The sequence below is a fragment of the Treponema berlinense genome (assembly GCF_900167025.1).
GTDB classification, from domain to species: domain Bacteria; phylum Spirochaetota; class Spirochaetia; order Treponematales; family Treponemataceae; genus Treponema_D; species Treponema_D berlinense.
This window is the reverse complement of sequence record NZ_FUXC01000007.1, coordinates 37,720-58,607: the sequence shown is the minus strand read 5'-3', so window position 1 is coordinate 58,607 and position 20,888 is coordinate 37,720. Positions and strand designations below refer to the sequence as shown.

At 41.0% G+C, this 20,888-nt stretch carries 18 protein-coding genes; 3 read left to right on the top strand and 15 right to left on the bottom strand.

The features are described from left to right. The first annotated feature begins 108 nt into the window (after positions 1–108). Positions 109–534: a restriction endonuclease subunit S gene (locus tag B5D47_RS06825; protein ID WP_327192195.1), complete on the top strand. Its 426-nt coding sequence runs from the start codon at positions 109–111 to the stop codon at positions 532–534. On the opposite strand, the gene B5D47_RS06820 is transcribed toward B5D47_RS06825, so the two are convergent. Next, complete coding sequence (locus tag B5D47_RS06820) at positions 505–999, bottom strand: restriction endonuclease subunit S (RefSeq protein WP_078931093.1); 495 nt, start codon at positions 997–999, stop codon at positions 505–507. The two genes, B5D47_RS06825 and B5D47_RS06820, sit on opposite strands and share 30 nt — an antisense overlap. Before the next feature lie 235 nt (positions 1,000–1,234). Then, positions 1,235–1,375 (bottom strand): hypothetical protein, encoded by a 141-nt coding sequence (locus B5D47_RS11450; RefSeq protein ID WP_234969955.1) that lies wholly within the window; start codon positions 1,373–1,375, stop codon positions 1,235–1,237. Positions 1,376–1,875: 500 nt separating this feature from the next. On the opposite strand from B5D47_RS11450, the gene B5D47_RS06815 reads away from it, so the two are divergent. Further along, positions 1,876–2,634, top strand: a complete 759-nt coding sequence (locus B5D47_RS06815; RefSeq protein ID WP_159443504.1) for a DUF4469 domain-containing protein — start codon at positions 1,876–1,878, stop codon at positions 2,632–2,634. 59 nt (positions 2,635–2,693) lie between these two features. On the opposite strand, the gene lysA is transcribed toward B5D47_RS06815, so the two are convergent. From lysA to B5D47_RS06750, 13 genes are all read right to left on the bottom strand, one after another. Next, complete coding sequence (gene lysA, locus B5D47_RS06810) at positions 2,694–3,959, bottom strand: diaminopimelate decarboxylase (RefSeq protein ID WP_078931091.1); 1,266 nt, start codon at positions 3,957–3,959, stop codon at positions 2,694–2,696. Positions 3,960–4,025: 66 nt separating this feature from the next. Then, positions 4,026–5,120, bottom strand: a complete 1,095-nt coding sequence (gene asd, locus B5D47_RS06805) for an aspartate-semialdehyde dehydrogenase (protein ID WP_078931090.1) — start codon at positions 5,118–5,120, stop codon at positions 4,026–4,028. A gap of 51 nt (positions 5,121–5,171) precedes the next feature. Beyond that, positions 5,172–6,086: a 4-hydroxy-tetrahydrodipicolinate synthase gene (dapA, locus tag B5D47_RS06800; RefSeq protein ID WP_078931089.1), complete on the bottom strand. Its 915-nt coding sequence runs from the start codon at positions 6,084–6,086 to the stop codon at positions 5,172–5,174. A 132-nt stretch (positions 6,087–6,218) separates the two neighbouring features. Beyond that, the gene (locus B5D47_RS06795) at positions 6,219–7,412 is read right to left on the bottom strand and encodes a hypothetical protein (RefSeq protein ID WP_078931088.1); all 1,194 of its coding nucleotides are present in this window, start codon (positions 7,410–7,412) and stop codon (positions 6,219–6,221) included. A 47-nt stretch (positions 7,413–7,459) separates the two neighbouring features. Next, positions 7,460–8,923: a DUF1846 domain-containing protein gene (locus B5D47_RS06790; RefSeq protein WP_078931087.1), complete on the bottom strand. Its 1,464-nt coding sequence runs from the start codon at positions 8,921–8,923 to the stop codon at positions 7,460–7,462. Between the two features lie 131 nt (positions 8,924–9,054). After that, positions 9,055–11,163, bottom strand: coding sequence for a polyribonucleotide nucleotidyltransferase (gene pnp / locus B5D47_RS06785; RefSeq protein ID WP_078931086.1), 2,109 nt, complete (start codon positions 11,161–11,163; stop codon positions 9,055–9,057). Between the two features lie 21 nt (positions 11,164–11,184). Beyond that, positions 11,185–11,451 (bottom strand): 30S ribosomal protein S15, encoded by a 267-nt coding sequence (gene rpsO / locus B5D47_RS06780; protein WP_078931085.1) that lies wholly within the window; start codon positions 11,449–11,451, stop codon positions 11,185–11,187. A 21-nt stretch (positions 11,452–11,472) separates the two neighbouring features. Next, the gene (gene truB, locus B5D47_RS06775) at positions 11,473–13,314 is read right to left on the bottom strand and encodes a tRNA pseudouridine(55) synthase TruB (RefSeq protein ID WP_078931084.1); all 1,842 of its coding nucleotides are present in this window, start codon (positions 13,312–13,314) and stop codon (positions 11,473–11,475) included. Then, on the bottom strand, positions 13,280–13,666 hold the full coding sequence (rbfA, locus tag B5D47_RS06770; protein WP_078931083.1) for a 30S ribosome-binding factor RbfA: 387 nt from the start codon (positions 13,664–13,666) through the stop codon (positions 13,280–13,282). Before rbfA ends, truB begins: the two co-directional genes overlap by 35 nt. Continuing rightward, on the bottom strand, positions 13,666–16,485 hold the full coding sequence (gene infB / locus B5D47_RS06765) for a translation initiation factor IF-2 (RefSeq protein WP_078931082.1): 2,820 nt from the start codon (positions 16,483–16,485) through the stop codon (positions 13,666–13,668). The genes rbfA and infB overlap by 1 nt, the downstream gene beginning before the upstream one ends. A gap of 93 nt (positions 16,486–16,578) precedes the next feature. After that, positions 16,579–18,036: a transcription termination factor NusA gene (gene nusA / locus B5D47_RS06760; RefSeq protein WP_078931081.1), complete on the bottom strand. Its 1,458-nt coding sequence runs from the start codon at positions 18,034–18,036 to the stop codon at positions 16,579–16,581. A gap of 84 nt (positions 18,037–18,120) precedes the next feature. Then, positions 18,121–18,594, bottom strand: coding sequence for an LSm family protein (locus B5D47_RS06755; RefSeq protein ID WP_078931150.1), 474 nt, complete (start codon positions 18,592–18,594; stop codon positions 18,121–18,123). A 136-nt stretch (positions 18,595–18,730) separates the two neighbouring features. Continuing rightward, the gene (locus tag B5D47_RS06750) at positions 18,731–19,441 is read right to left on the bottom strand and encodes an RluA family pseudouridine synthase (protein ID WP_078931080.1); all 711 of its coding nucleotides are present in this window, start codon (positions 19,439–19,441) and stop codon (positions 18,731–18,733) included. A 222-nt stretch (positions 19,442–19,663) separates the two neighbouring features. Here B5D47_RS06750 and B5D47_RS06745 point away from each other — a divergent pair, with 222 nt between their 5' ends. Further along, positions 19,664–20,863 carry a hypothetical protein gene (locus B5D47_RS06745; RefSeq protein WP_078931079.1) on the top strand — a complete coding sequence of 400 codons (1,200 nt, stop codon included), beginning with the start codon at positions 19,664–19,666 and terminating at the stop codon, positions 20,861–20,863. Positions 20,864–20,888 lie beyond the last annotated feature (25 nt).

Here is a 20,888-nt window from a genome sequence, read left to right as displayed (position 1 = left end):
ATATGTGCCTAATTTTACCATTATGAGAAGTTCGCGGATGGCACGGAAGAAGAAATAGAAGTTCCGTTTGAATTACCTGATAATTGGTCATAGTGTCATTTTGGATATATTGCTGATGTAATAAATGGTAGAAATCAGTCAAAAGTTGTAGATGACAACGGCTTGTATCCAATTTACGGAAGCGGTGGAATTATGGGGCGGGCTAACGATTTTCTTTGTCCTGAAAATTGTACAATAATTGGACGAAAAGGCTCTATAAATAACCCTATTTTTGTTAAAGAAAAATTCTGGAACGTCGATACCGCTTTTGGACTTGCTCCAACATCAAGTATTTTACCAAAATACTTATTCTATTTTTGTAAGTCTTTTGATTTTACAACTTTAGATAGCAGTACAACACTTCCAAGCTTAACAAAAACAAATATTCAGCAAATTTTATTTCCGCTGCCGTCATTATCTGAGCAACAACGGATTATAAATAAGATAGAAAATTTATTTGAATACTTAGACCAAATTGCTTTGAATATGGTCTAACGCCTCAAACAGTTCTTCAATCTTTGAAACAATTCTCTTTTGTTCACCTAATGGTGGGAGAGGAAGTAAAGTTGATATGATTTTTTCTTTTGATATATTAGATTGTGCTCCTCCGAATCCCTGTTGAATAAAAATGTTTTTATGCTGCTTTAAATAATAAAATAAATAAAGATTACCAATTCCTTTAAAATCTGAGCAAACGCAACAGGCTTGATTTGTTGTTGCTGGAAAATCTAAGATTCCTAATTTTCCAATAGTTGCTCCATACATTGCAATACAAACAGACCCTTTTGGATTTAATTTTAAAGATGTTTCAGTATATGCCAATTTTGTTATTTTATTTGGAATATTTTTTATTATTCTATCATTTAAGTCTCCTGTTAATAACCATGGAATAGTTCCATTTTTATAAAAATCAATATTTTTGCGGTTTGGAGTGCTTCCAGATTTCCAATCTCCTATCATACCCAACCTGCACCACGTCCGGCCCTCCGGCACTTCAAACGGAATCTCGTCTTCAATATCCTTAACGCTTCCATCCGCGAACTTCTCATAATGGCAACTATAAGCAGTTCACTTGCGCAGCTGTAAAAAGCACACCCTGTGCTACTGTAAATAGTTCAACTGCGCAACTATAAGCAGTTCACTTGCGCGACTGTAAGTAGCATACCTTGTGTTACTGTAAAAAGCACACCCTGTGCTACTGTAAATAGTTCAACTGCGCAACTATAAGCAGTTCACTTGCACGGCTGTAAGCATCATAGCCTGTGTTACTGTAAAAAGCACACTCACGCAACTGCAAGAAGCTCAACTGCGCGACTGCAAGAAAGTTCATCAGCATGGCTGAAAGCATCATGCCAAGGCGTCTGTAAACCGCACGCTCAAACGTCTTCTTATAATAAAAATGCCCGTCCGGGTTATTTTTTTTACATAGCGCAATGTTTTTTCTAAAAAAATGACGGGCTGCAAGTTTTCGGCTGCAAATTCATAAAATTTTAATAAATCTATAACAAAAACTTAAAAATTCCGCATTTTTTACTTGATGATTTCATAAATTTATTATTAACTTTATTTTGGGGATAAATAAGAAAAAATCTTATATTTCCATACTAAAACTATCGGAGGAACCTAAATTGAAAGAAGAAAAAAAGACCATCTAACTGACTGCCATCAGCTAAATGGTCTATAAACAGCACTGCGGAATATCCACAGTTGTAAGTCTATTGTTACATCATAAGAATATTCTGCAGTTTTTTCAAGTCAATAGAAAAGTAGCTGGCGTTGCCAAAACGACTATTGCCGACTTAAAATTCTAATCTCTTAAAAAAAGGAAAAATGCTTATGATAAACATTGATTCAAAACGCAACACAAATTTTGCAGTCACATTGACTCCATGCAACTTTAAAGAAAACACATACATTGCCCGTGTTCCAAGAAAAACAATCACTACAGACCAGATTTTAGACCTTATCGCTGCCCATAACCAGGGAATCGACCGCTATCAAATCGGGCATGCAATGGAGCTTCTAAAAAAAGAAATTCTTGAGCAGGCCAAGCTCGGATTTGCGGTAGACATTATGCAAATCTGCAAACTCTACATTGCTCCAATAAGTTCAGTGCAGTCTCTTACTCCAGAAGCCGAATCCATAACAGGATTTGAGGCAAGATTTTCAACAAACGAAGAGCTGCGCGAAACCTTAAAGGAAATTACGGCCGCTGTTTCTGCAGTAGTCGATTCTGCTCCTCAGATTACCCAGATAGAAAACCCTGTTTCCGGCTATGCGGAAGGCGTTCTCAAGGCAACATTCAGCGCAAGGATTAAAGGGAAAAAACTCAAAGTTGGAGGCGAAAACAGCGGCATATTCTTTATACCTCTGCTCGAGGACAACACCGCAAATCAGGATGAGCAGGAATGGATAAAGGTTCCTGAAGAATTTATTACGACAAACAGTCCAAAAATGCTTGAATTCCATCTTCCGCGCAACCTTGCTACAGGCAAAAAGTATTTTATTGGAATCAGGACTTCTATCCGCGGTACACAGGAATTAAAAAACGCGGTTACAGGTTTTAGCAAAATTGCCGTGACAATAGAAGAATAAAAACTTGCAAAGCCAGCGGACTAAAAAACAGTCTTCTGACTTTGCATTTTTGTCTGTTTTTATTTAAAGTTTTCAACGCCTTCAAGGTCAAGTGTTGCAAAAAGGTCGTTGATTGTCTCGCGACGGCGGATTTCTTTTACAGTGCCATCTGTGCGCAAAAGAAGCTCGCCGCATCTTAATTTTCCATTGTAATTAAAGCCCATTGCGCGGCCGTGTGCTCCTGCATCGTGGATTATTACAAGGTCGCCTATATCGATTTCTGGAAGTTCTCGCTGAACCGCAAACTTGTCGCAGTTTTCGCAGAGAGAGCCTACTACGTCGTATACGTGGTCTTTTGGCGCGTTTTCTTTTCCGCTTACAGTAACTTCGTGGTAAGAACCGTACATGCCGGGTCTCATCAAGTCTGCCATGCAAGAATCAAGACCTATGTATTCCCTGTAGATGTGCTTTTCGTGAATTGCCTTTGCAACAAGCCAGCCGTAAGGGCCTGTGATAGGACGTCCGCATTCCCAGTAAATTCCGAGAGGATCAAGTCCTGCAGGCACAATAATTTTGTCGTATTCCGCGCGGATTCCTTTTGCTACTTCATCGTAATCTACGGCCTTTTGTTCCGGTTTGTAAGGAATTCCAAGTCCTCCGCCCAAATCCACAAATTCAATGTTTACACCGCATTTTTCCTTTACTTCTACCGCAAGTTCAAAGACGAGTTTTGCTGTATCAACAAAAAAGTCCGGATTCAATTCGTTCGAAGCCACCATAGTATGAAGTCCAAAATGCTTTACGCCCTTTTCTTTTGCAACCTTGTATGCTTCGAGCATCTGTTCGCGTGTAAGTCCGTATTTTGCTTCTTCTGGCTTTCCGATTATTGAGTTGCATCCATGTTTTGCGGAGCCTGGATTGTACCGGAAGCAGAGTGTTTCCGGAAGTTTTCCGAGAGTTTTTTCCAAAAAGCTGATGTGGGTAAAGTCGTCAAGATTGATTATGTTTCCATTTGCAAACGCATACTTAAACTCAGAAGCAGGAGTCTCGTTCGAGGTAAAGATAACCTTGTCTTTTTTGATTCCTGCAATCTCACAGAGCATAAGTTCCGGCAGGCTCGAACAGTCGCCTCCGCACCCCTCTTCCGCAAGAATCTTTAAAATATAAGGATTAGGACAGGCCTTTACGGCAAAGTGCTCGCGGAATTTCGGAAAAATCGAAAATGCCTTTGTAAATTTGCGCATATTTTCGCGGATCGCTTTTTCATCATAAAGATAGAATGGAGTCGGATATGTTTGTGTAAGTTTTTTTAATTCTTCGCTATTGAGCGGAAATGTTTTTTCCATAGTATTTTCTCCAAAAAAAGAGGCTTATCCGCAAAACGCAGAAAGCCCCTGTTTTGTTATATTTGATTAGTCAAAAAAGCCCTTTGCTTTTAAGAGTTCTGCATTCAAGATACCGCCAAGGGCAGCTCCGCGCTTTGTGTTGTGGCTGAGGGCTACAAACTTAACGTCAAAAACGCTGCATTTGCGAAGTCTTCCGATTACGCAGGCCATGCCCTTTTCTGTGTCGCGGTCGCGGCGCGGCTGAGGACGGTTTTCTTCTTCGCGGTATACAATAGGGTGTTCCGGCGCAGAAGGAAGCTTTAATTCCTGTGGAAGAGAAGTAAATTCTTCCCAAACTTTTAAGATTTGTTCAATAGAAGGTTTTTTGTCTTCTGGAAGGTCAAATTCGAGGTTTACACTTGCAGTATGTCCGTCGATTACAGGAACGCGTGTACAGGTTGCAGATACAACCGGTTCAGAAGCATTTTCGATCTTTCCGTTCTGCACTGTTCCCAAAATTTTAAGACATTCTTTTTCTGTTTTTTCTTCCTCGCCTCCGATAAACGGCACGATATTATCAATCATATCGAACGAAGAAACTCCTGGATAACCTGCTCCAGAAACAGCCTGCAATGTTGTAACTGTCATTCTCTTTACAGGGTAGCCTGCCTTTATAAGGGCGAAAATTGGAATCATATATGTCTGCAAAGAACAGTTCGGCTTTACCGCAACAAAACCCTTGTCCCAGCCGTGGTGCTTTTTCTGCTCGGCAATTACATCGAGGTGAGAATAGTTGATTTCAGGAATAAGCATAGGAACATCTTCTGTCCAGCGGTTTGCGCTTGCGTTAGAAACTACAGGAATTCCTTCTGCCGCATAAGCCGCTTCCAATGCCTTGATCTCGTCCTTGCCCATTTCGAGCGCTGAAAAAACAAAGCGGCACTTTCCGAGCGCAAGTTTAGGCTCATTTGCATCCTGAACAGTAAGATTTTTTACGTCATCAGGAATATCCGCTCCAATAAGCCAGCGGTTTTTTACAGCTTCCGGATAAAGTTTTCCAGCTGAACGAGGACTTGCCGCAACATAGGTTACCTTAAACCAAGGGTGATTTTCCAGCAATTTGATATATCTTTGTCCAACCATTCCAGTTGCACCCAAAACACCAACATTTATTCTTTCCATTTTGTTATCTCCAATAAAAACTCAGCATTAGTTGTATTTTTGTGATTTTGATTACAGGCCGCACTCTTTTAATGCGTCTTCTATCACTTTTTTTGCGCCATCGTTTACTTCTGCAAGAGGAAGCCGGCATGGACCAGACGGCATGCCTTTTACGCTCATTGCGTATTTGATTGATGTAGGGTTTCCGTCAACAAAGGCAGCCTTAAAGAAAGGAAGCAATTTATAATGTGCCTTGCGTGCGGCGTCAAAATCACCTTCGAGCGCCTTATGCGCCATTTCTACGACTGCGGCAGGCGCAAGGTTAGAAACTACTGATATTATACCGTCGCCACCGACAGAAATTAAAGGAAGTGTAAGAGCATCATCTCCGCTCAAAACTGCAAAATCCGGCTTTTTAGATTTGATTGTGGCAATTACTTCCATCATCTGATTGATATTGCCGCTTGCCTCTTTTACGCCGACAATATTCGGAAGTTCCGCAATGCGTGCAAGTGTATCTGTTGTAATATTTACGCCAGTTCTTCCGGCAATGTTATATACTACGATTGGAATTCCAACTTTGCTTACAGCTGCAAAGTGCTGGTAAATGCCTTCTTTTGAAGGTTTGTTGTAATACGGGGTAACAACAAGCGCAGCGTCTGCACCTGCTTTTTTTGCGCGTTCACAGTAAGCAACTGCATCTTTTGTATTGTTGCTGCCTGCTCCTAAAATTACAGGAATATGTTTTCCAGTTGCGTTTTCAAACGCTCTAACTTCTTCCATTACAATAGAAATAAGCTGGTCTTCTTCCTGTCCCGGACGTTCGTCGAGAGTTGGAGTTTCTGCTGTAGTTCCAAGTGGAACAAGACCGTCAATGCCCTGCTCAAGCTGGAATTTTACAGTTTTTCTAAAGCCTTCATAATCAACAGAACAGTCAGACTTCATCGGTGTAATCATGGCTGTAAATGCACCCTGTAATTTTAACATATATTACCTCTTACTAAACAAAACTTTTTATATAGAAGAATCTTTGACATTTTAATGAATTTGCGCTCTTGTGAAAAGTACAATCAATCTAATGGCCGTGCAATCAACTTGGTGCAAACAGTGGTTTTCTTGCTAATAGTTGTCCCATTTAAAGTCGTCAAAATCTTGAATTTGAATTTCGCGGGAGTTTCTAAAGTATTTTTCCATCTTGCGAATCGTAAGAGGCGTCTTGTTTTTATAGTTCGGGTTCATATAAAAATAGGCGTTATATAGCGATTTTTGCATTTTTTCAGTTGCGCTGTTATCGTCGATAAAAATAATTCCTGCGAGGTTTTGTGCAACTTCTTTTACCGTAAGCTGTGTTGAGCAATATGCCCCGGAATGTTCACAGGCTTTTTCGTCAATTCGGTTCAGTTCGATAAATGTACGGCGTGCGAGTGAACGGTAAAAAAGATTGTTAAAGTCGCCAAAATCAACTGTCTCGCTGTTAAACCACGGATTTTTTACGATTGTAATGACCGAATATTCGTTGTCCAAAAGTTTTGAACCGTAGTCCAAAAACTTAAACTTATAAGCTTCCGCCATAGCAAACGGCGAATATTCTGCGACTGTTGTCAAAATGTCGGTGTACTGAATTCTGAATGTAAAATCTATTCCAGAACGGGAAGTATATTTTAAAACACGCCTGTTTTCCGAAACAGCCTGTACCAAAGCCCGAAAAATCCGCACTTTTTCAACACCAAGGTTTTTCTTTACCTCTGAATAATCGATTTCAGAGCGGTTATCCGCTCCAATCATTACAGATTTTTTTAGCGAAAGCATTGCATATTCTTCAACACGTTCAAAAATTTCCTCAAGGATATTTTGATGAATGCAGTTGAATGACTTTACGTCCGTAAAAATGTCGTAGTGCCTAAAATGCAGGCACAAATCTATGTCTATTGTCTGAGTGTGCCCGATTTTTGAAGGAATTGCGCTTTTGTGCTTTTCGACAGGAAGAATATTTATGTAGCTGAGATTAAAGAATTCCGAAAACTGCGAATAAAAATCCAAGGCAACAAGTTCAGAATAAGGTCCTGCCCATCTTGAGTTTCTTGCTTCCGCTATGTTCTTTACTTTCTCTGTAATCTGAATAATTGTCTGTCTGTCCGCCGAATACTTTTTTTGAAGGCGTTTGAGCCGCTTTATAAAGTTTTCGGCAAAAAGATTCTTTGGCTCACTGTTTAGCGGCGAAATGCATTTGTTTGTGTTCTTCTTGTTTTTTACGACTTTTTCAACATTAAAAATGTCTTTTATAAGTTTTTCAAGATTTTCAACATCGGTCATAGAACTTTTCCGTATCTGCCCGTGCATTTACCGCTTAAGACACAAGCCTAGCATTTTTTTACAGGATCGCTTGTTAAATCGACGCCGAGTTTTTTAAAAATCTTGCGGTCTACTTCACTAAGCATTACGCTCGTATGAACCTGACAGCCTTTTAAAGCAGGCAGCTGTTCAAGAGCCTTTTTGCAGTTTTCGTCGTTTGGACTGAGCATGGAAAGTGCTACCAGAACTTCATCTGTATGAAGACGCGGATTGTTTCCCTGCAAATAGTTCACCTTCATATTTTGAATCGGCGCAATCATTGCAGCAGGAATAAGTTTTACGCTGTGGTCTATTCCAGCAAGATGTTTGATTGCGTTTAATACGAGGGCCGCACAGGTTCCAAGCAAATCAGAGGTTTCTGAAGTGATTATTGTGCCGTCGTTCAGTTCGATTGCGGCTGCTGGAAGTCCGGATTTTTCTGCACGTTTGTTTGCGGCAACAGTAACAAGACGGTCGGCCGGAGTTATTTTTGCCTGCTGCATTAAAAGAGAAAGCTTGTTAACTTCGGATTCTTCGCACTTTCCGTCAGCAAGATTGCACAATGCGGTATAGTAGCGTCTGATAATTTCCTGACGGCTTGCATAGCAGCATGCTTCGTCGTCAAAGATACAGTTGCCAGCCATATTTACGCCCATGTCTGTCGGCGATTTATATGGATTTTCTCCAAAAATTCCCTTAAAGATCGCATCCAATACCGGATAAATTTCTATATCGCGGTTGTAGTTTACAGTCGTAACTCCATAAGCCTCGAGATGCCATGGGTCAATCATATTTACATCGTTTAAATCGGCAGTTGCCGCTTCGTAAGCAAGGTTTACAGGATGTTTTAGAGGAAGATTCCAAATAGGGAACGTTTCAAACTTGGCATAGCCTGCTTTTACACCGCGAACATTTTCGTTATAAAGCTGGCTTAAACAGACAGCCATTTTTCCAGAACCAGGTCCTGGGGCTGTAACAACAACAAGCGGACGTGAGGTTTCTACATAATCATTTTTTCCATATCCTTTATCGCTGTCGATAAGAGCGACGTTGTTCGGATAACCTTCTATCAAATAATGGAAATAAGACTTTATTCCAAGTTTTTTAAGACGTTTAGCAAAGGCCTTTGCTCCTTCCTGTCCGCAATAATGCGTAATAACAACAGAACCTACAAATAACCCTCTGTCCATAAATTCCTGACGCAGACGAAGGACATCTTTGTCGTAAGTAATTCCCAAGTCGCCGCGAACTTTGTTTTTTTCAATGTCCAATGCGCTGATTACGATTATAATTTCTGCCATATCAGCCAGCTGCAAAAGCATTTTAAGTTTACTGTCTGGCTCAAAACCCGGCAAAACCCGGCTTGCATGAAAGTCGTCAAAAAGTTTACCGCCAAATTCCAAATAAAGCTTGTTTCCAAAATGCGAAATACGCTCTTTAATGTGTTCAGACTGAATTTTCAAATATTTATCGTTATCAAAACCTTTTTTCATATCTCTAAAAGTATAAACGATTTGAACTTTTTTTTCTATAACAGGAAGATTTTGACAAAAAAAATGGCTGTCTGAAAATCAAACTTCAAACAGCCATTTTTTGTTTAATAATTTAACATCTTAAACGTCAATTATTTTTTTTGCTCTTCAAGCGCGTCAACATAAGAAAGATTCAATCTTCCCATTTTGTCTACTTCAAGAAGTTTTACAGGAATCTGCTGGCCTTCTTTAAGAACGTCCGACACTTTTTCAACTCTCTGTCTTGAAAGTTTAGAAATGTGGCACAAGCCTTCTTTTCCTGGCAAGATTTCAACAAAAGCACCAAAATCCATTATGCGTTTTACAGTGCCGTTGTAAATTGTTCCAATCTCAGGATCTTCACAAATGCCTTTTACAGCAAGTCTTGCTTCTTCAGCAGATTTTCCGGTTTTTCCGTAAATCTGAACAGTTCCGTCATCTTCTGTGTTGATTGTAACACCGTACTGTGCGCAAAGAGCCTTAATGTTCTTTCCGCCAGGTCCAATCAAAGCGCCGATTTTATCTGGACTAATTTTCATAGTCAAGATTTTTGGTGCAAACGGACTGATTGGCTGAGGTTTGTCGATGCATTTCTCCATGATTGAAAGAATATGCAGGCGTCCGGCTTTTGCCTGAGCGAGAGCTTCTTTCATAATCTGTGTTGTTACACCGGCAATCTTAATATCCATCTGGAAACCAGTAATTCCGTCTTTTGTTCCGGCTACCTTAAAGTCCATATCACCGAGATGGTCTTCTTCACCAAGAATATCAGAAAGAATCTTGTAATTTCCGTAAGGATTGTCGCCTTCTGGTTCTGTAATAAGACCCATTGCAATTCCTGCAACCATTTTTTTCATAGGAACACCAGCAGCGAGCATTGCAAGACAACCGCCACAAGTAGAAGCCTGAGAAGAAGAACCGTTAGATTCCATGATTTCAGAAACTACGCGAACTGTATAAGGAAATTCTGTAACCGGTGGAACCATGGCTGCCAAAGAACGGCGGGCAAGGTTTCCGTGTCCAATTTCGCGACGACCTGTTGTAAGACGTCCAACTTCTCCAACCGAATATGGAGGGAAATTGTAATGAAGAATAAAGTTTTCGCTTCTTTCTCCATCAATATCGTCATAAACCTGAGCATCGAGCGTTGTACCGAGAGTACAAACTGCCAAAGACTGAGTTTCGCCACGTGTAAAAAGCGCAGAACCGTGTGGACGAGGAAGAACGTTTACTTCGCAAGTAATCGGACGAATTTCGTCACATTTACGGCCATCAATTCTCAAGCCTTTGTCCAAAATGCTCTTTCTGAGCAAATTGTACTGAATATCATCAAAACAAGAATCAAAAAGCTTTTTCTGAATTTCATCTGACAACTGTTCAGCATATTTCTGTGCAACCTGCTCTTTTGCTGCGGCAATTGCCTTACCGCGAGCCATTTTTCCGTCCTGGAAACATGCTTTTTCAAGGAGAGGTGTTGCATCTGCAATGATCTGCTCTTTGTTTGCAAGCTCAACATTAAGCGGAGCAAGCGGAAGTTTTTCTTTTCCACATTTTGCAACAAGCTGTTCCTGAAGTTCGCACATAGCAGTAATAAAGCCCTGAGCCTGTTCAAGAGCGCCGAGCATTACTTCTTCGCTGACTTCGTTTGCACCGCCTTCAACCATTGTAAATCCGTCTTTTGTTCCGGCAACAACGATTTCGAGCTGAGCTTTTTCCTGCTGATAGAAAGTCGGGTTGATTACATACTGTCCGTCAATGTAAGCAACTCTTGCTGCCGCAACAGGTCCATGGAATGGAATATCAGAAATTGATACTGCTGCAGAAGAGGCAATTACTGCAAGAATGTCCGGTGGATTGATTCCGTCGGCAGAAACACAAGTCGGAACAATCTGGATTTCACGACCGAATGCAGGTTCAAAAAGAGGACGCATAGGACGGTCAATAAGACGAGAAACCAAAATTTCCTTGTCCTTTGGACGACCTTCACGTTTTACAAAGCCTCCTGGAATTTTTCCTGCGGCATAATATTTTTCGTTGTATTCAACAGTAACCGGGACAAAGTCCAATCCTTCTTTTACTTCGGAAGAGGCGCATACAGTTGCAATTACAGATGTTCCAGCATACTGCGCATAAACACATCCGTTTGCCTGTTTACCGATTTTTCCAGTTTCGAGAATTAAATCTTCATCACCAATTTTGTAAGTTACTCTATTTACTGCCATTACTTACACCTCCACGGTTTATTATTTGCGGAGACCAAGTTCTTTAATAAGCTGGCGGTAAACTTCCAAATCCTTTCTCTGAAGATATTTAAGCAACTTGCGGCGCTGTCCGATTACTTTGAGCAATCCACGTGATGCACCAGCATCTTTTGGGAAGTGCTGGCAGTGAACTGTAAGCTGTTTGATACGTTCAGTAAGGAGAGCGATCTGAACTTTTGTGTTTCCTGTGTCGGCTTCGTTTTTGCCAAATTTGCTGATTACTGCAGCTGATTCTTCTTTTGTAAGCATTTTACTTACTCCTTAAAATATTTATTTCTCTGGGTAACCAAATTGAATTGCCCGCACAAAGCCTCTGAGCGATCCATCAGAATCCAGCACGCGAAGTAAACCGGAATCTAATTTACAGGCTACAGTTTTTGTTGCGGAAATCTCTTCGCTTCCAGAAATTACCATTTTTATTTTGACAGTGTATTCACCGTCAGGCGGAAAAATCTGAATTCCGTGTTTTTTTGCGGTCAGATAATTTTTTCCTTCTATCGTTTCCCTGTACCATTCAAAACCCGCACAGTCAATCGTATACGGATTTTTAAGCATTATGCTTATTTCATTAAACTTTTTATCAAGAACGTCTTCCCGAATTCTCGAAGAACTTACCTTTTTGCCAGAATAATCAACAAAACTGACAACATTAAGCTCGATTTGATTTTTAGCACAAAACTCTTTTAGAGCAGGAATATCGGTCAACCCCTTGTAACCGCATCTAAAATCCTCACCTTCGGCAAGATATTTTACATTGCAGTTATTTTTTAAGATTGACAGAAAATCATTCCCTTGTATTTTAGTAAAATCGTCAGAAAAGTCAATTACAACGACAAAGTTAAATCCTTTTCGCATAAAGAATTCCAGCTTTTGAGAGAGCGATGAAACCTCTCCGCTAAAATCTTTTCCAGATTTCTCAAGCCGTGTAGTATGCCTGAAAGTGACAATTCCCGGCACAAGCTGTTTTTTTTCAAGAATCGAATCAAAAATCGAATCATGCCCGATATGCATTCCATCAAAACTTCCAATGCTAAGGGCTGTTTCCTTATTTCCAAAATCCTTCAAGGGGTTTCCGTTTACAACCTGCTCCCAGGAATATATTTTCAGTTTTTGCTCTTCCGGCGGAATTACAAAACCGTAACTGAATTTTCTGCCGTTTCTTTTTACTGTTCCTGCAAACTTTAAATCAGGGTAAAAAACCGCAAGCTCACAGTTTTCCGGAGTTTTTTCTTCAAAATAGAACGAATGTCTTCTCAAAAGCCGTCCGTTGGCAAAATCCTGAACATAGCCTGTGCAAAGCATGGCCGGAGAAAATCCGCATAAACGCGCAATTTCTGCCGTCATAGGATAAGTTGAATTTTTTACCTGTTCTGCAAAACCAGGATCTTCTTTTCTGTTTTTTGGAGATTTTTTTTCGCCATATACAAGGTTTGAAATCGTAAATTCTTCCAAATCTTCATGACCTGCCGCATTTTTCAAATAAAAAGGTCCTACCCCAGTCCGGCGCAAAGCCCTTAAATGAGCGACAGTTCCGCATTCTTTTGCAATATCGCGGGCAAGAGAGCGGATATAGGTTCCTTTTGAACAGCTGACTTCGACAAGAGCATATTTTTCAAAAAAATCGAGCAATATAATAGAATGAATTGTGATTTTTCTTGGCGCAAGTTCAACTTCTTCACCGCTTCGCATAAGGTCGCTGGCCCTTTTTCCATTTACGTGAAGCGCGCTGAATTTTGGCGGAACCTGATCAATTTCTCCCTTGAATTTTTTCAAAGCCGTACGAACTTCTTCTTCGTCCGGAATTCTTCCTGTTTTTATTACATTTCCGGTCGGATCGAGGGTGTCGGTTTCTGAGCCGAATTCAATCAATGCAAGGTAAGTTTTTCCAAAATTCGTAATATGAGAAACCAGACGCGTCAAATGTCCGGTAAGAACGACAAGAAGTCCGTCTGCAAAGGAATCCAATGTTCCCGTATGGCCGACTTTTTTTGTGCCAAGAGATTTTTTTACTGCCGATAAAGAAGCAAAACTCGTTTCTCCGGACTGCTTGCTTAAAAGCAAAATTCCGGAGTTTGCGCTATTGCCCGTCTGTCTGCTGTCTGCGGATTTCATTTTCCTCAGCTTCAAGACGGTTCAATTTATTTACCATCTCAAAGCCTTCCTTTACTGAACTGTCAGCAATAAAGCTGAGTTTTGGAAATTTTCGAATTGTAAGTTTTTTTGCGATTGACGATTGAATGAATCCTGCCGCACTGTTGAGCCCGGCAACTCCTTTCAAAATCTGTCCTTCTGGCAAAAAACTCGAAACATAAACTTTTGCATAAGCCAAATCCGCGGCAACTTCCACACGGTTTATCGTCAAAAAAGTTGAAACACGCGGATCTTTTATTTTCTGGGTGCTGATAAGCAGCGCAATTTCACCGCGAATCTGCTCCCCCAGTTTGGCAAGTCTAAATTCACCCATTATTCAGCATCTCCCTTCGGAACAAATGAAGAATTTAACTTTTCTTTAGCTGCTTTTTTTGCTTTTCCCTTAGCCTTTGCTTCTGCTTCTTCTGCGGCAACCTGTGCTGCGGCGGCTTCTGCTTCGGCTTTTGCAGCGGCAATTCTCTCTTTAGCCTTTGCTTCTGCTTCGGCTTTTTCGTCTACGAGAGATTCACCAAGTTTTCTTGCAACTTCAACGTATTCAATAATTTCAAGCTGGTCGCCAACCTGAATGTCCTGCCAGTTTTCAAGACCGATACCACATTCAAAACCGGCCTTAACTTCTTTTGCATCGTCCTTGTAACGTTTGAGCGAAGAAATTTTTCCTGTCCATTTAACGATTCCGTCACGGATAAGGTTGACAGTTGCTGATTTTTTAACAAGACCTTCTGTAACTGAACATCCTGCAATAACTCCAACTTTTGGAACACGGAATGTGTTGCGAACTTCAACCATACCGATATTCTGTTCGATTGTATCTGGACGGAGCATTCCTTCCATTGCCTGCTGAATTTCTTCAACACACTTATAGATAACGTTGTATTTTCTGATTTCTACTTTTTCTTCATCAGCGAGCATCTTAGCTTTTGCCGTTGGACGAACATTAAATCCAATAATGATTGCATTTTCGTCTGCGGCTGCAAGAGTAACATCGCTTTCGTTGATGGCTCCGGCAGAAGAATGAATTACGTTCAAGCGGATTTCCTGAGTTGAAAGCTTTTCGAGAGACTGTTTTAAAGCCTCTGCAGAACCCTGGAGGTCAGCCTTAATGATAACCTTCAATTCTTTTACTTCGCTTGCTTCGATTGTAGAAACGAGGTTGTCCAATGTAACTTTCTTAACAGCCTTTGCTGCTTCAAAACGCTTGAGTTCCTGACGTTTGTTTGAAATATCGCGGGCATCGCGTTCAGTTTCTGTAACCTGGAACGGATCTCCGGCATTCGGCATTTCGTCCAAACCGAGAACTTCAACTGGCATTGAAGGAGTAGCTTCTTTTACTTTTTCTCCGCGGTCGTTGAACATTGCACGTACTTTTCCAGAATAAATTCCGGCAACAAACGGATCACCAACTTTCAATGTACCGCTCTGAACCATAACATCGGCAATAACACCGCGTCCCTGGTCAACATGAGATTCGATAACTTTTCCTTCTGCGCGTGTATCCCAATGAGTCTTTAATTCAAGCATTTCTGCCTGAAGGAGGATCGCGTCGAGAAGTTCGCTGATTCCTTCGCCCTTAAGAGCAGAAATTTTTACGTACTGAGTGTCGCCGCCCCATTCTTCAGGAGTAAGTCCCTGTTCAGAAAGCTGCGTCATTACACGGTCAGGATTTGCATCCGGTTTATCAATTTTGTTAACTGCAACGATAATCGGAACCTTTGCGTCTTTTGCATGGCTTAAGGCTTCGAGAGTCTGCGGCATTACACCGTCATCTGCGGCAACAACGAGGACACAGACATCTGTAATCTGAGCACCGCGGGCACGCATCATTGTAAAGGCTTCGTGTCCAGGAGTATCGAGGAATGTAATCACGCCCTTTTCAGTCTTAACCTGATAAGCACCGATTTTCTGTGTAATTCCGCCGGCTTCGCCTGCCGCAACATTTGTCTTTCTGATTGCATCAAGTGTTTTTGTCTTACCGTGGTCAACGTGTCCCATTACAGTAACAATTGGCGGACGAGGAAGTTCATTTCCTTCCTCACCCTTGTCGCTTTCAATTACGGTTTCGTCATAAAGAGAAACAAGATGGACATCACAGCCGTATTCGGCGGCAAGAAGGGTTGCAGTGTCAGAGTCAATGCTCTGGTTGATTGTAACCATCATTCCCATCGACATAAGTTTTCCGATGATTTCGCTGGCTTTAAGGTTCATTTTCTTTGCCAAATCAGAAATCGAAACAGATTCCATAATATCGATTGACTTTGGAACTACGCTTGCAGGAGTAACTGTCTTCTTCTTGTAAAGTTCCTCTTCGTCAAAAAGCTCTTCTTTGTCCTTGCGGTTGTTGTAAACCTGTTTTTTGCCTTTAAATGCCTTCTTTCCAGGTCCTTTCTGTTCAGGAATTGCAGATGCAACTGGTGCTCCTCCAAATCCCGGTCTTCCACCGCCAAATCCCGGACGGCTGCCAAATCCCGGTCTTCCACCCTGATTTGGTCCACGGTTAAATCCACCGTCCTGCCCGTTTGGACCGCGGTTAAATCCGCCCTGACGGTTAAATCCACCGCCCTGACCGTTTGGACCGCGGTTGAATCCGCCCTGACGGTTAAATCCACCGCTCTGACCGTTTCTGTCGCGGTTCTGATAATTTTCGCGGGCCTGTGCTCCAGAAAAACCTCCGGAACGCTGACCGTTATTGTTATAATTTCTGTTTCCATAACCGCCGTTATAGCCACCTTCGCGATTGCCATAGCCACCGTTCTGACCACGGTTGTATCCGCCGTTGCGCTGACGGTTTGGAGTTGAAAGATTACCGGCTTTTACATTTGGTCTTGCAGAGCCGATTTCAAAAGTAGTACGAGTCTGTCCAGCAGGACGCTGTTGCTGAGAACGAGGAGCAGAAGGAGCTGCTGCCGGTGCAGGAGATTTTTTTACAACTGGAACCGGACGTTTTTTATTTTCTCCGTTTTCAACCGCACTTTCCTGAGCCTGTGCAGGCGCTTTTCTCTTTACGACTACAATTTTTTTCTTTTCCGGTGTACTTGAATTTGCAGAAACCGCAGCAGTCGCTTTGTTTTCTGCTGGTTCTGTTTTTTTCTTATTCAATACAAATCCGGGCTTTTTCTCTGTTTCTTCAGCCATATTTTCTCGTTTTTCCCCTTATAATTTTTCTCGCACTACTCTTTTAGCCTTCGATATTAAAATTTCAAAGACTTTTTATTCTACCGTTTTTTATTACTCAAATTCAAATTCTACGCCACATTTTGGACATTTTGTCATATCCAAAGTGATTTTTGCGCCGCATTCAGGACAGAAATATTCTTCCTCTTCTTCCTGCCCAGGCTTTTCTTCTTCCGTTTTTTCAGAATCATCTTCAACAAATTCAACTACATCGCGAACGATTGAATTTACTTTTTCAAGATCTTCCTGAGTTACGCCTTCAACCTTGATTGAATCAGAATCGAACGAATCAACAAAAGTCTGAATATCATCAAATCCGGCAGCCTTGAGTTTTGAAGCAACATCAACATCAACTCCAGGCAATTCAGAAATTGTCGAAATTGGCTCATTCTCTTCAGAACCAGCGTTTTCTTTCTCAGAAGAATTGTTGAAAAGATTTTCTGCGGCCTTGCGTGTAGAGAACTGGCTCAAATCCATTTCCGCAGCCTGTTCTTCGGTTTTTACGTCGATTGACCAGTCGCAGAGGCGGTTTGCAAGACGAACGTTCATACCCGATTTTCCGATCGCAAGAGAGAACTGACTTTCGTTTACAATTGCAAGAGCCTGTTTTTTCTCTTCGTCCGTAATCAAAACTTTCTCAACTTCGGCAGGAGAGAGCGCGTTTTTAATGAATTCAACAGGATTCTGGTCATAGCGCAGAACGTCGATTTTTTCACCCTCAAGTTCGCGGATTACATTCTGAATACGAACACCCTTAAGACCAACACATGCGCCTACAGGATCCACATCTTCCTTGTTAGAGAAAACGGCAATCTTAGTGCGGTAGCCGGCTTCACGAACAATCTTGTAAATTCCGATTGTCTTATCTTCAAGCTCAGGAACCTCAAGCTCAATGATTGACTGCACGAATTTTGGATCAGTGCGGCTCAAAACCAGCTGAACTCCCGAAGAAGTAGGTTTTACGTCAACGACGATAGCCTTAATTCTGTCATTTTTCTGATAAATTTCGCGTGAACTCTGATATTTTTTAGGAAGAACTCCCTCAACCTTACCAAGATCAACGTAAATATTTCCATTGTGTTCGCGCTGATAATATCCAATGATAACTTCGCCGATTTTGCCTTTATTTTCTGCCAGAAGATTGTTTTTAAAACTTTCGCTCAACCCCTGATGAGCAGCCTGTTTTCCTGTAGAAACAGCAGAACGCTCAAAAGTTTTTGGATCTACGAGAATAAGGATTTCGTCTCCAACTTCACATTCCTCGCTCATTTTGAGCGCATCTTCAAGTTCAATTTCTGTCACAGGATCATAAACACCGTCTACAATTACTTTTTTCGAGTAAACCGAAACATCCGACAAATCATCTGCAAAGTGAACCTCGCAGTTGTCCGCTGTTCCGAAAGTTTTTTTGTAAGCCGCCTTGATTGCAGACTCCACAGTCTGTTTAACAGATTCTACAGAAACTCCCTTTTCTTCGATGAGTTCACGAATCGCTTCTGACATTTCTGACATATTATTTCTCCCTTTTGAAGTAGAAAAAAAAATTAACGGTCGCCCCATTTTTTAGAGGCTTCCCCAAAAAATTCAATTCTGCAATTACAAATGAATAAATTTTGCTTTTGCTATATCTGTATAAGAAACAGTTTTCTGTTCAACAGAACCATCCGGATTTTCAACTTCGAGCGTTATCGAAGCATTGTCAGAAGAAACAACTTTTCCACCGACCCAATCCGTAACTGTTTTATCCCAAACCCGAACCTGACGTCCCTTAAAAAGCGCAAATTCAGCCGCATTTTTAATATTCCGCTCCATTCCAGGAGAAGTAAGTTCCATGTAAGTATCATCAGTTCCAAGAATTTCTTCAATTTTTGGAAGAAGCGCATGATGCACCTTCGAGCAGTCATTTACGCCGATATTCACAGTCGGATCATCTCCTGTAATTACGGCAAGAATATGAGTTGTGCTTCCCTGCTTAGAAAATTTCAATTCAACAAGGTGGTAACCAAGCGAAGAAGCAACGTTTTCACACTCCTGATAATGCGAATAAGAATTTAAAGGTATGTAATCCATAATCTCTGTAATTTTGCTCCGGCAATAAAAAAGGACCCGTTTGCGCGGATCCATTTAAATATTACTATTAAAATGTTAATATAATTTACGCTTTTAACAGAAAAGTGTCAAGTGCAATTCCTTATATAACAAAAAACTACAAAAGTTCAACCGCCTTTTTTATATGTTCCGGCAACTCCACGTTAAAAACAGTTTTTTTTCCATCGATAGGAAGAGTTATCGTCGTCGCGGCAAGACAAAGCCTTTTAAGACCGAGTTTTCGAGCCTTTTTATTCAACTTAAAGTTTCCGTGCTTATCGTCCTGAACAATCGGACAGCCGGCCTTTGCAAGATGAATTCTTATCTGGTGCATTCTTCCGGTTCCAAGCGTAAGATGTAAAACAGAAAGCTCGATTTCTTCACTTTCAAAAGCGCTTTTCGTATTTTTAACGGCAATTTCGCTTTCCGGAACAATTTTTACTTTTCCAGATTTTAAAACCTTAAAATCCGTAACAGCATTCAATTCCCGTCCAGCCTTTACAACATTGTCTTTTAAAGTTCCAGCCAAAGCCGTTTTTCCATTTACGCAAGGCAGAGCAAAACATACAGCCGTATATTCTTTTTTTACCTGTTTTCCTGCAATCAGGCCAATCCATTTGTTTGCCGCGGCCGCCGACTTTGCAACAACCATAAGCCCGGACGTTTCCTTATCGAGCCTGTGAACCAAAAAAACCTTGTACCCAAGCTGCTTAGAAAGTTCCTCGTCCAAAGAATGCGCAATTCCAGCACCGCCCTGAACACTCATTCCAGCTTCTTTATTTATTAGAAGAATTTCTTCATTTTCATATACAATTTGAATATTTTTCATCCGATTATCAATCTGTAAATATTTTTTTTTGAATTTTTGGGGCCATTTTTGCCTGCGCAAAAACCGGGCTTTTCAGGGTTGTCATTCCAAAAAAAGTAATTCCGCAAGGCGCAATCACATTTTTTGGAACGCGCCTCGCGCGCCCTTACAATCCCTTGTCCAGTTGCCTATATTACAAAAAAAGTATTTTTTAGACTAGTATTTTATGGAAGTGCCAAAGCTATGAAAAAATTCCGCAAAACTTTTATCCGCCCGATTTTTGCAGCATTCTTTTTAATTTTTCCAAGTTTTTATTCATTTTCGGAACTGGTCTCAAGTTCTGTTTACGGTTACAGCATAGATTTTCCAGAAATGTCAGAAATTTCAGACATGACGGAAGACGAAAGCTCAATTCTTTTTACGCACAAGCTTCTTCCAGTTCAAACCGCGATAAAAGTCTGGCCCCAGGAAAATTTTCAAAACAGCACACAAGCTCTTTACAAGACCTTGGAAAAACTTTCCGCAACAGGAGAAATTTCTACGGCAAAATGGCGCAACAGAGAATGCGCCGTTTCTCAGATTACAATAAGCGAAAAAACCCTTGGCACAAAAATGTGCGGCTGGGGAACTTCAATTCCCCTTCCAGACAAAAAAAGCTTTCTGACAGTTATATCGTTTGCCCCGGAAGACAAGGCATACAACTGCGAGCAGTTTATTCTTTCTATATTAGACAGCATAATGGTCGACCGCGGAAGCTTTAAGGAAAGCGGGCTTATAACCGCATTCGCCTTTCCAAAAGCCGGACAAAAAAACATAACGCTCACAATTGCCGGAAAAAAAATAAACACGGTTCTGGACAAAGATGATTCCGAAGCAAACCAGTTTGTCGTTGACCGGGAATTTTCAGTTTTTAAACTGTTCGTAAACCAAAATTGCTGGAAAGAAGCCTGGCAGCGTTTTTACAGAATAATTGCAAAAGACGGAATGGGGCGCACAAAAAGAGCGGCATTTGACATTTCCAACGCGCTTGCAGAAGATTGCAAAAAAGAATCTCCGGATTTTCCGGAAGCAGCGCTCGCGCAAAAACTTTTAACCTGGACACAAAATTTTAACTACGAAAGAAAATCATCTTCTTCTGACCGCGCCGATTTTACAAATATTCCGGCAACGCTCGAAGGAGCAGGCTCTGACTGCGACAGCCGCTCAATGCTTTTAATGCTTCTTTATAAAAACCTTGGGCTGGATTCAATTATGTTCATAAGCACTCAATACAGCCATGCTATGGTAGGAATAAATTTGCCGGGAAAACAGGGACAAACCTACAGTCTCGACGGAAAAGAATATCTTTTTGGAGAAACTACGGCAAAAAATCTAACTTTTGGAATGATTGCAAAAGACATGCAGGACAGAAAAAACTGGATTCCTGTAGAACTTTACGAATAGTCTAAAAGAAAAACAATTTTTTCTG